The 12,101-nt window shown below is 63.3% G+C and carries 6 protein-coding genes; 3 read left to right on the top strand and 3 right to left on the bottom strand.

Annotated features, from left to right (window positions below):
- Positions 1 to 297 precede the first annotated feature (297 nt).
- The 3 genes from ACCQ16_RS16065 (at position 298) to fhuE (ending at position 6,858) form a co-directional block, all read left to right on the top strand.
- Positions 298 to 1,578 carry a dicarboxylate/amino acid:cation symporter gene (locus ACCQ16_RS16065; protein ID WP_031424162.1) on the top strand — a complete coding sequence of 427 codons (1,281 nt, stop codon included), beginning with the start codon at positions 298 to 300 and terminating at the stop codon, positions 1,576 to 1,578.
- 224 nt (positions 1,579 to 1,802) lie between these two features.
- On the top strand, positions 1,803 to 3,803 hold the full coding sequence (gene tkt, locus ACCQ16_RS16060) for a transketolase (protein WP_008575863.1): 2,001 nt from the start codon (positions 1,803 to 1,805) through the stop codon (positions 3,801 to 3,803).
- Between the two features lie 871 nt (positions 3,804 to 4,674).
- Positions 4,675 to 6,858 (top strand): ferric-rhodotorulic acid/ferric-coprogen receptor FhuE, encoded by a 2,184-nt coding sequence (fhuE, locus tag ACCQ16_RS16055; protein WP_008575865.1) that lies wholly within the window; start codon positions 4,675 to 4,677, stop codon positions 6,856 to 6,858.
- A 467-nt stretch (positions 6,859 to 7,325) separates the two neighbouring features.
- Here the strand turns inward: fhuE and ACCQ16_RS16050 are convergent, their stop codons facing one another.
- The 3 genes from ACCQ16_RS16050 to ACCQ16_RS16040 form a co-directional block, all read right to left on the bottom strand.
- Positions 7,326 to 8,045 (bottom strand): M23 family metallopeptidase, encoded by a 720-nt coding sequence (locus tag ACCQ16_RS16050; RefSeq protein WP_218196866.1) that lies wholly within the window; start codon positions 8,043 to 8,045, stop codon positions 7,326 to 7,328.
- 2 nt (positions 8,046 to 8,047) lie between these two features.
- Positions 8,048 to 8,977 (bottom strand): L,D-transpeptidase family protein, encoded by a 930-nt coding sequence (locus tag ACCQ16_RS16045; protein ID WP_029820174.1) that lies wholly within the window; start codon positions 8,975 to 8,977, stop codon positions 8,048 to 8,050.
- Between the two features lie 387 nt (positions 8,978 to 9,364).
- Positions 9,365 to 12,079: a TonB-dependent receptor gene (locus ACCQ16_RS16040; RefSeq protein ID WP_014090946.1), complete on the bottom strand. Its 2,715-nt coding sequence runs from the start codon at positions 12,077 to 12,079 to the stop codon at positions 9,365 to 9,367.
- Positions 12,080 to 12,101 lie beyond the last annotated feature (22 nt).

Raw genomic sequence — 12,101 nt, 5'->3', positions numbered from 1 at the left:
GGCGGCATCCATGCCGCCAAGGGTCCCGCGAGCGGCGAGGGCAGGCACCGCGCACTCGACAGGCGGGCTTTCGCTTTCAGCCATCTGATTTCATCTGAACGCCGCGACGGCTCGAAATGCCGGCTGTCCTGCTTTGCGCCTAAACAGCAACTCCTGCAGCCAACTGCAAAACGCCTGCCTCACCCGACAGCGAGAAGCTCGCCTACCCGCACCAGGCATATAGCAGCACCCGGGTAGGTGGCCGCATCCATGGCGTTTGTTAAGCTCCGGTCTTTGTGTCCACCAAGGCCTGACCAGATGACAGCATCCCCAGCCACGCGTCGCCCGGGCCTGCCCCTGCATTGGAAGATGGGAATTGGCTTTGCCGTTGGCCTGTTGTTGGGCCTGGCTGTCTATTACCTGGCTGGCAGCGACGCCGAGTGGGTGCGCCTGGCGACCAAGTACGTCACCACGCCGTTTTCGCAGGTCTTCCTCAATCTGATCTTCATGCTGATCGTGCCGCTGCTGTTCTCGGCGCTGGTCATGGGCATTTCCGAAATGGGCGACATCCGCGCGCTGGGGCGGGTGGGGTGGCGCACCCTGGGCTATACCGTGGTGCTGTCCGGTGTGGCGGTGCTGCTGGGGTTGGTGCTGGTCAACGTGCTCAAGCCCGGTGGGGGCGTGGACCCGCAACTGGCCAATCAGCTGATCCAGGAAAACGCCGAGCGCACCCGCGAGATCATTTCCAGCTCCGGCACGCAGCCGCAGGGCATGGACATGCTGCTGTCGATCGTGCCCAGCAACGTGATTGCCGCCGCGTCGAGCAACGGCGCGATTCTGTCGCTGATGTTTTTTGCGGTGATGTTCGGCGTGGGCATGGTGCTGACCGAAGACGAAAAGGTCGCCACATTGCGGCGCGGCATCGAAGGGGTCTTCGAGATTTCGATGACCTTGATCGGGCTGGTGATCCGCCTGGCGCCGTATGCGGTGGCGTGTTTCATGTTCAACCTGGCCGCGCTGTTCGGCTTCGATCTGCTGATTCGTCTGGGCGCCTACGTGGGCGTGGTGGTGTTGGCGCTGGGCCTGCACATGGTGGTCAGTTACGGCATTGCGGTGAAATTCGCCGGACGCTCGCCGCTGGGTTTTTTCCGCCAGACCCAGGAAGCGACGGTGATGGCGTTCTCGACCGCGTCCAGCAACGCGACCCTGCCGACGGCGCTACGCGTGGCCGACGAGATGGGCCTGCCGGCGCGCGTGTCGCGTTTCGTGCTGACCGTGGGCGCCACCGCCAACCAGAACGGCACCGCACTCTTCGAAGGCGTCACGGTGATCTTCCTGGCGCAGTTCTTCAACGTGGACCTGAGCCTGGGCCAGCAGTTCATGGTGATGCTGGTCTGCATCCTGGGCGGGATCGGCACGGCCGGCGTGCCGTCCGGCTCGCTGCCGGTGGTGGCGCTGATCTGCGCGATGGTCGGGGTCAACCCGGTGGGTATCGGCATGATCCTGGGCGTCAACCACTTCCTGGACATGTGCCGCACGGCGCTGAACGTGACCGGGGATCTGGCGCTGACGACCTTGGTGGCCAAGGGCGAGGAATAGGGAATCGGGAGTCGGGAATGGGTAAGGCGAGCTGGTGCGAGGGTGGGGTGTGACGGTGCGCTTCACGGATGGCTACGGTGATTAGGCGCGCATGTGATTGCATCGACCAATCGGCAACACTGCATCCGACTCTCTATTCCCGATTCCCGATTCCCCTAACGCGCTGTGTGGGAGAATAGGGGCCTCCGCTTCCAGCGGTGTTCCCTCCGCTTCCATAGACGCCCATGACCCAGCCCACCCGCCGCCAGCTGGCCAACGCCATCCGTTTTCTTGCCGCAGACGCGGTCGAAGCCGCCAAGTCCGGTCATCCCGGCATGCCGATGGGCATGGCCGATATCGCCGAAGTGCTGTGGAACGACTTCTACCGGCACAACCCGAACAACCCGCAGTGGTTCAACCGCGACCGCTTCGTGCTCTCCAACGGCCACGGTTCGATGCTGCAGTACGCGCTGTTGCACCTGTCCGGCTACGACCTGCCGATCGAGCAGCTCAAGCAGTTCCGCCAGTTGCATAGCAAGACCGCCGGCCACCCCGAGCGCAGCGAAACTCCCGGCGTGGAAACCACCACTGGTCCGCTCGGCCAGGGCTTCGCCAATGCGGTCGGTTTCGCGTTGGCCGAGAAGTTGCTGGCGCAGCGCTACAACCGCCCGGAGCTGGAAATCGTCGATCACCGCACCTGGGTGTTCATGGGCGACGGTTGTCTGATGGAGGGTATTTCGCACGAAGCCGCCTCGCTGGCCGGTACCTGGGGCCTGGGCAAGCTGGTGGCGTTCTGGGACAACAACCAGATTTCCATCGACGGCAATACCGCCGGCTGGTTCAGCGACGACACCCCGGCGCGTTTCGAGGCCTATGGCTGGCACGTGATCCGCGATGTGGACGGGCATGACGCCGACAAGATCAAGGCCGCCATCGAGGCGGCGCTGGAAAACACCGACAAGCCCACGCTGATCTGCTGCCGTACCAAGATCGGCTTCGGTGCGCCGACCAAGGCCGGCAAGGAATCCTCGCATGGCGCGCCGCTGGGCAAGGACGAACTGGAAGGCGCCCGCAAGGCGTTGGAATGGCCGTACGGCCCGTTCGAAATTCCCGAAGAGATCTACGCCGGCTGGCGTGCCGGCGGTACCGGTACCTTGCGTCAGGCCGAATGGGAACAGCTGTTCGACAAGTATGCCAAGCAGTACGCCAGCGAAGCCGAAGAGCTGACCCGTCGCTCGCACGGTGAGTTGCCGGCCGACTTCATCGCCAAGGCCGATGCCTACATCGCCAAGGCGCAGGAAGAGGGCCAGACCATTGCCTCGCGCAAGGCTTCGCAGCTGGCGATTGAAGCGTTTGCGCCGCTGCTGCCGGAGTTGATCGGTGGTTCGGCCGACCTGGCGCACTCCAACCTGACCTTGTGGAAGGCCAGCAAGTCGGTCGCCACCGACGACCCGGATGCCAACTACGTGTACTACGGCGTGCGCGAGTTCGGCATGACCGCCATTGCCAACGGTCTGGCGCTGCATGGCGGGTTCATTCCCTTCGACGCCACCTTCCTGGTGTTCAGCGACTACGCACGCAACGGCGTGCGCATGAGCGCGTTGAACCCGGCGCATGCGATTCATGTGTACACGCACGACTCGATCGGCCTGGGCGAAGACGGCCCGACCCATCAGCCGGTGGAACACCTGGCCTCGCTGCGCTACATCCCCAACAACGACGTGTGGCGCCCGGGCGATGCGGTGGAATCGGCAGTGAGCTGGAAGGCGGCCATTACCCGCAAGGACGGCCCGAGCTGCCTGATCTTCAGCCGTCAGAACCTGCAGCATCAGCCGCGCAGCGCCGAGCAGATCAAGTTGATCGAACGCGGTGGTTACGTGCTGGCCGATGCCCAAGGCGGTACGCCGGACGTGATCCTGATCGCCACCGGCTCGGAAGTGGGCCTGGCGGTGGAAGCCAAGCAGACGCTGGATGCGGCCGGCCTCAAGACGCGCGTGGTGTCGATGCCGTCGACCGATGTGTTCGACCGCCAGGATGCGGCCTATCGCGAGTCGGTGTTGCCGAATGCCGTGCGCAAGCGCGTGGCGGTGGAAGCGGGCGTGACCGGCTTCTGGCGCAAGTACGTCGGCCTGGATGGCGATGTCGTCGGCATGGATACCTTCGGCGCCTCGGCACCGGCCGATCAGCTGTATGCGTACTTCAAGATCACTGCCGAGCACGTGGTGGCCGCAGCGAAGGCGCTGTAGTGCGCTGATATGAGTCACAAAGACGCCGGCGAAAGCCGGCGTTTTTGTTTGTGGCGGATGTCACAACGCGCTGCGTTTCGCGCACTCGCGGTGCGATGTCTCCATTTCGAGTGCTGCGTGGCCGGCGGAGGGGGGGGCACGCATCTCTGGCAACGCTGCATGTCGCGAGAATTTGCGCAATTCGATGCGAGCGCTTCCTGCAGCGGTGGATCGGAGCGCTGCAGTCTTAGGGACGATCGCCATCGCAACAGTACGCAAGCCGCGGCATGCGTCATTGCGGCAACCGTGGCGGCCGACGGGTTGCCAGATGCATGTGTAACCGCAATGGCTGCGCGGGAGGGCCTGCACAGGGTGGCGCCAACGCGCGAGGCCATGCCCGCCACGTATGACGGCTGATGGCAGAAGCGGGACAGCTGCGGTCCGTGGACCTGGCGCCGGCGAGCCGATGCGTATGCGGCGGCTCTTGCACGTAATGGTCTCCCACGCGTGATATCGCGACCCGGCAGGGCGTGGAGCCAGGGAGCCAGGGAGCCAGAGAGCCAGTGAGTCAGTGAGTCAGTGAGTTAGGGTGTCAGTGAGTCAGTGAGTCAGTGAGTCAGGGTGTCAGTGAGTCAGGGTGTCAGTGAGCCAAGGTGTCAGTGAGCCAAGGTGTCAGTGAGCCAGGGTGTCAGTGAGCCAGGGAGCCAGGGAGCCGGTGTTTGCCTTGTGGCGGTCGATACCAACGAGGTGTTACGCGGGCTATTTAAAATGTGAATCATTCCCATTAAAATGATGCGCTGCCAATGGTATGGCGCACCGTTCCTCCCCCTTGTTGCCGGCGCTGCGCCTATGCGGTGCGTACGGCCCGATCTGTCTGCGTTGGAGTCACCCGATGATCCGTAGTACCGAAATGCGTCTTATTTCTGTGGGCGCACGCCGCCACGCCCTGCCCCGCGCACTGTTCGCTGCGCTGTGTACGCTGGCCGCCGGCCAGGTCTTGGCAGAAGCGCCCACCGCCGATGCCGAGGTCACCACACTGGACCGGATGACCGTGCAGGGTGAGCAGGCCAAGGGCTATACGGTGGAGAAAACCTCTGCCGGGACGCGGATGAACCTGGCGCTGCGCGAGATTCCGCAGTCGGTCACCGTGATCACCCGCGAGCGCATGGACGACCAGAACCTGCAGAGCATCACCGACGTGCTCAACAACGTCACCGGTATCTCGGCTTCGCAGAATGACAGCGAACGGTTGGACTTCTATGCACGCGGCTTCTATATCGATAACTACCAATTCGATGGCATCCCGGCCTACATGGAGCAGGCGTGGAGCTACGGCGATTCGGCACTGGACGTAGCGCTGTACGACCGGGTGGAAGTGGTGCGCGGCGCAACCGGTTTATTGACCGGCTCGGGTAATCCGTCGGCCTCGATCAATCTGGTACGCAAGCATGCGCTCAGCCGCGACTTCACCGGCACCGTGTCGGTGGGCGGGGGAGACTTCAACAAGACCCGCAGCGTGGCCGATCTCACCGTGCCGCTGAGTCCCGAAGGCACCGTGCGCGCACGCGTAGTGGGCGTGTATCAGGACGGCGAATCGGACATGGATCGCTACAGCCTGCGCAAGAAGATCGGCTCGGCCATCATCGATGCCGACCTCACCGACAGCACGCTGTTGAGCGTGGGCTATGAGTACCAGAAAAAGGAATCGGACGATGTCACCTGGGGCGGCTTCCCGCTGTTCTACAGCGATGGCACGCGTACCGACTACAAGCGCTCGTTCAATCCGGCGGCCGACTGGACGTTCTGGGACACGCGCCTGCAGCGCACCTTCGCCAGCCTGCAACAGAGCTTCGACAACGGCTGGACCCTCAAGGCCAATGTGAGCCACGAAAACACCGAAGCGACGAACCACCTGTTCTATCCGTTCTACACCATCTTCGGCTTCGACCGCACCACCGGCGGTGGGGTGGTGCCGTATTCGGGCAACTACCAGACCGAGCGCAAGGCCGACGGCGCCGACGTGTATGCCCAGGGCCCGTTCCAGCTGTTCGGCCGCGAACATCAACTGGTCGCCGGCGCCAGCTACAACCGGCGCGAGTACGTCAATAACGGTACCTTCGACTTCCCCGCACCCCTGGACAGCTACCTGGGCTGGAATGGCGCGTATCCGGAGCCCAACTGGAGCCCGCGCACGGTGCAGAGCGATGGCACCATCAAGCAGAAGGCCGCCTACGTGGCCGCACGCTTCTCGCTGGCCGATCCACTGACGTTGCTGGTGGGCGCGCGCTATACCGATTGGCAGATTGACGGCCGTAACGCCGATGCGACGCAGGGGCTGGTGCCGTTCTCCGACACCCAGACCGAAGTCACTCCATACGCCGGGCTGGTCTACGACATCGACGATGTCTGGTCGACCTATGTCAGCTACACCGAGATCTTCAACCCGCAGACCTTGCGCGATGCCAATGGCGGCTACCTGGATCCGTTGAGCGGCAAGGGCTACGAAGCCGGCGTCAAGGCGGCCTGGTTCGACGACCAGCTCAACGCCTCGCTGGCCCTGTTCCGCATCGAGCAGGACAATCTGGGTGTGGCGACGAGCACGCTGGTGCCGGGCAGCAGCGATTTTGCTTACGTCGCTGCCAATGGTGTGGTCAGCGAAGGTTTCGATTTCGAACTTTCCGGCCGCTTGACCCAGGGCTGGAACGCGACCTTGGGCGCCTCGCACTACACCGCGCGCGACGACAGCGGCGCCTCGATCAACACGCAACTGCCGCGCACCACCATCAAGCTGTTCAGTAGCTACACCCCGCAGGGCGCGTGGAGCGACCTGACCGTGGGCGGTGGCGTCAACTGGCAGAACCGTTCGTACTATGTGGACCCGGTGTATGGCACTTTCCAGCAGAGCCCGTACGCAGTGGTCAGCGCGTTTGCGCGCTATCGCCTGTCGCCGCAGTTTTCGGTGCAGCTCAATATCGACAACCTGCTCGACAAGCGTTACTACGCGCAGTTCAACAATGGCTATGGTGCGTGGGGCGCCTCGCGCAACGGCATGCTGACCTTCAACTACACGTTCTGATCTGAAGCGACATCGGGCGTCTGCAACGCTCGCTGCGATTGCGCCATGGCACGGGCATCTTGCGAAAGATGCTTGTGCTTTTTGGTGTTCCGAGTTTCAGCAGATTGCAGGGAATTGCACTGCCGAACAGGGCCTCTGTCAGCCGCGCTGATTGCGCGATCAGGGCGCGCGGTGGATCGAGATCGGTTGTCGTGAGGCAACGTGTCGCGTCATCGAGTCAACGGGCATGCACTAGACATCAGCGCCCCACGTGCGCTGCGAAGTCCGCAATGCAAGGGTTCGCTGTGGATGACTGCCGATCGGCGTAGCGCGCTGCGCCGATGTACCTGCTGCTTATTGCACAAGCGGCTGCAGATACGGTGCCATGACCTCTGCCAACCAGTCGATGAAGGCGCGCAGGCGTTGCGGCAGATGGCGGCGCTATGCGAAAAACGCAGGCCGTAGCGAGACACACTTGGGCGACCATCTCACTGCAGGGGCTGGTCCCCGTGCAACACCGGATAGGGATTGAGCGCCTCGCCCTTCCACCATTGTTTTTCCGGCCCCAACCGATGGATCTCGAAGTGCAGATGCGGTGCGGCAGGATTGGCGTTGCCAGTGCTGCCGACATAGCCGATGACCTGGCCGCGCTTGATCGATTGTTTCTCCGCTAGGCCGTCGGCATAGCGCTCCAGGTGCGCGTAGTAATAGCAGTATTTGCCGCCAGGCTCGAACTGGTAAATCGTCAGGCCGCCTCGCTCGCTGGTGAACAGTTTCTCCACCGTGCCGTCGGCAACTGCCACAACCGGTGTGCCGGTAGGAGCGAGGATGTCGATGGCATCGTGCACGCGGCCTTCGCTGCGCGCATCGGTGAAGGTGTCCTGCAACTGGCTGGCGCCGATGCCCTGTACCGGAATCAGCAAGTCGCTGCCCGGTGCCGCAGCGGCAGGCGGCTGCGCTGGCGTTGTTGCGGCAGGCATGCCGGCCGGCGCGGGATCGGACAGTGGTGCTGAGGCAGCCATCGGTGCCGCCGTGGCGGCCGCTGCAGGGGCTGCCATCGGCGCAGCACTCGCTGCGCTGCGATCTGTTGCGACGGGTGCAGCGCTGGATGACGGTTCTACTTTCGCTTCCGGTGCGGTGCGTTCCAGCCACCAATAGCCGGCCGCGCCCAGCACGACGCCCACCACTAAGGTCATCAGCAGTTTCATGTCTATTCCTGCATCACCACCGGCACCGACGGGCCGACCACGCTGGCGAGATTGACCACGTCCCAGTTGGTCAGACGCACACAGCCATGCGATTCGGTCTTGCCGACGTGGCCTGGCTCGGGCGTGCCATGCAAGCCGTAATGCGGTTTGGACAGATCGATCCAGACGCGGCCGACCGGATTGTTTGGGCCCGCTGGCAAGGTGGCTTTCTGATCGCCCTTTTTCGCGTCCCAGAACAGTTTGGGGTTGTACTTGAACACCGGGTCGCGCGAGATGCCGAGAATTTTCCAACGGCCGATGGGCAGCGGGTCGTGCTTGCTGCCGGAAGACACCGGGAATTGCGCATAGACCTTGCCGTCGGCGTCCAATAGCCGCAGCGTCGAATCGGACTTATCCACCACCAGCTTGGCTGGCTTGGCCAGGGGCGGCACTCCGTCGATGTTGGGTACCTGAATCACGCTGCCGGCCTTGCTCAGATCCACGCCAGGATTGAGTTGGGCCAGCAGCGCGGGGTCTGCGTGGAAACGTTCGCCCAGCGCTTCGTCGACGGAGGCATAGCCAAGCGCAGTCAGCTTGGCCTGCTCGGCAGGCCCTTTGGGAATGGGTTGGAACGGGCCGGCGACATCGGCGTCGGTAAGCGTGTACTGCACCAGGGCCGGTGTGGTGTCGGCCTGCAGGGCTTGCCAGGTCGCGTCATCCAGCTCGCCTGTGGCCTTGATGTTGTGGGCGGCCTGGAACCCTGACACTGCGCGCTTTTGATTGGAACCGCGCTCGCCGTCGATCTGGCCCGGCGAAAAATGCGCGCGATCCAGCAACACCTGCGCGTGCAGGTCCGAGCGCGCACCGGTAGGAACAACCTTGGCCGCGGGAGCTGCGGCCGATGCAGGCGCAGCGGCAGGCGCGGGCTGTTGCGCCTGCGCCAGCGCAGACAAGGAAGTACCCAATGCAAGGGCAAGCAAGCAGGCGCGAGCGTAGGGGCGTGGTGGCATGTGCAGGTCCGAAAGAGGCATGCGCGCACCTTGCCGCAGCCGCCTGCGTTTTCTGCGTGAAATCGCTGCACCGGTACTGACTGGGCAAGCGGTGCGATGCGGCATTGCGGTGGACATTGCGCGCTGCGCAATCGACTGACGCAGCACACCGTTGTGACGGAGCCTCACTGCCGATACCGATACCGATACCGATACCGCGGCGCGATGATGCGGCTGCGCAATCGCGGATCCAGCAATGGCACTGCGACAGCCGCTGGATAGCAGGTGGCAATCGCCGCAGCGGCGTACTTTCCGTTGAAAGATCACCGCTGCAGCGTGCCGGCCTATGGATCAGTACGTGTAGCCCAAGGTCAGCATGTAGGTGCGCCCGGTTTGCACATAGGCACCGTCGGCGCCGGGATCGTAGGCCATGTAGCGCTTGGACTTGCCCTGCGTTTCGTAGAACGTGGCGGCATTGAGCAGGTTCTTTGCCGACACGCCGACATCGAGATGGTGCGGCAAGTGATAGGTCGCGTTGAAATCCAGCGACTTCACCGGCTGCAGGTAGTAATTGAGACGGTCGGTGGTGAGCCCCAGCAGTTGCAGGCCGGTGTAGTTGTAGCTCAGGTCCGTGCGCAGGTGCGTGTCGTCGTAGAACAGATCCAGGTTGTAGATGCGTTCGGGTGCGCGCGGCAGCCAGGTCTTTTCCGGCTGGTCGCTGCGTTTGCTATCTGCCTGGCTGTGCTGCAGCGTGAGGTTGGCGGTGACGCCGAAGTTGCTCCAGAGTCCGGGCAACTGTTGCAGGCGCTTGCTCGCCGCCAACTCCAGCCCATAGAGCTTTGCGGTGCCGCCATTTTGCGGCATGGTCACCGGCACGCCATTTTCGAAGGTGGTGCCGGTTGGCACCAGGCCGCCCAGGGTGCTGTCGTTGCTGGTGGCCGATTGCGAGGTATAGATGAACCCATTGATGCGCTTGTAGTACGTCGAGGCGCTGAGCACGCCGCCCTGATGATCGTAGAACTCGGCAGACAGGTCGGCGTTGTCGGCGGTGCTCGCCTGCAGGTTGGGGTTGGGCTTGGAGATGCCCACCACTTTTTGGGTGTCATCGATCGAATACACCGTCTCGCCGGAAATCAGCCCGAATGCCGGGCGACTGAAACTGCGGCGCAACGACGCGCGATATACGGTGAGATCGTCCGGCCGATAGTTGACGCTGATGCCTGGCAAGACCTTGCCGTAGGTACTGCCGCTGCCGACGAAACTGCCGGTGCTGCCATCGCCGCTGGATTGCCAGGAGTCGGCCGAATACTGGGTCAGTTCGTAACGCACGCCGGGCAGTATGCTCACCTTGCCAAGATGCAGCGCGGCCATCGCATAGCCCGAATAGATCGCTTCGGTGCTGGAGGTGGTGTTGGCGTTGTAGTCGTTGGCGGTATAGATGCCTGCGCCGTTCGGGTCGTCGATGTACTTGTAAGGCAGCGCCTGCGCGCGCATCCAGCCGCGATCGAGCAGCTTGAACGGCCCCGCATAGTGACCATCGAATGCGTTGTACGTGATGCGGCCGGGAATCGCGCTCAGCGGCGGGCCGCCGGCGGTGGGAAACGCGTAATTGGGGCCGCCAAAGTACGGGCCGTTGGTGACGAAGTTGCCATCCTTGTGGAAGAACGGGTGGTCATAGGCGTCGCGCTCGGAGTGATCGGCCGACAGGCCAAGTTTGACGCTGTCCAGCACAGCGCCATCGACCTGGTACGCAATGTCGGTATGCGCGTTGAAGCGGTTATCGTGACTGCCGGCGTCGTGGCCCTGCACCTTCCACAACAGCGAAGAATCCAGGTTGTAAAAGAAGTCCTTCAACGCCGGCGAGCTTGGGCCGATGCTCGGGTAGGTGGGGTCGCTGAGGTCGAAGGCGAAGCTGCCCGGGGTAAACCCATACAGACTGGCCGACACATAATCCGGCCGGCTGCGCGTGCCGCGGCCGAACGAGGTGCCGTAGTCCAGGTGCAGCCGGTCGAGCGTGGTCTGCCCGCCCAGTTGCACCGTGGCCAGCGTCTCGTCGATATCGTGGGTGTTGAAGTACCCGCCGCGCACCGCCGTGGGCTGGTTGCGATAGGTCTCCAGGCGCGCACTGGACTGGTCCTGCGTGCCGGTGACGCCGTAACTGCCGTAGATGGCACGTGCATACAGCGCGCTGGTGTCGCCCTGCCAATCCAGCGACAGGTTGCCGCCATAGCGTTCGATCTGGCTGGCGTAGAGGCTGTACTTGTAGCGGGTGCTGATCAGCGGGCCGACATCGCGCAAATCGGTGGCGGCGGCGAGCGCAGGGTCGGCGGGCACGTATTTGCTGTTGGGTGCAGGGGCCTGCGCCATGTTGTTGTTCTTGCCGTAATAGGCCGATGCGTAGATGCCGAACGCATCGCCTTCCCCGAACTTCCAAGCCAGCTCTTGCTGGAAGGTGCCGCCGCTGTCCTTGCCACCCAGGTGGTGGGCCAATGCATTGAACTGACCTTGCGCGGTGCTCTTGGCATAGAGGTCTTGGTCGAAATCAAATGCATTGGGGGTGCGCATATCGATCGCGCCGCCGATCGAATCGCCGGGCATGTCGGGCGTCGGCGATTTGGAGACCTGCACCGACTGGATGCCGAATGGCGCCAGCATGTTCAAGGAAATGGCGCGCGTCGAGGAGTCGGTTTCCGGCATGCCAAAGCCGTTGAGCGTGTATGCGTTATAGCTGGCGTCCATGCCGCGGATGCTGACGTAGGCGTTCTCGCCGGTGGTGGCCTGGCCAAGATGCATGTCGCTGTAGGCCGATAATCCCGGCATGTGCGCCACCACATCGGCAATGCCGCCGGAGGGAATCGCATCGATCTGCTGCTTGCTCATCACGCTGTTGACGCTATTGGACAGGCGCTGTTCGTTGAGCGAGCCCGGCGCCGCGGCCTGGGTGGCTTGCACGTTGACCGAGTCCAACGTGGTGGTGGTCATCTCTGCAGCGCACGCCAGCGATGGCGCGCAAAGCGCCGCGGCAATGGCGCAGGTCAAGCGATGGAGGGGGCGGGAAAACTGCATCTTGATGCTCGCGTGATGGGGA

The organism is Xanthomonas sp. NCPPB 1062, assembly GCF_041481705.2.
Taxonomy (GTDB): Bacteria; Pseudomonadota; Gammaproteobacteria; order Xanthomonadales; family Xanthomonadaceae; genus Xanthomonas; species Xanthomonas euvesicatoria.
The sequence above is the reverse complement of the archived record's forward strand: the minus strand, read 5'-3'. Positions and strand labels throughout refer to the sequence as shown.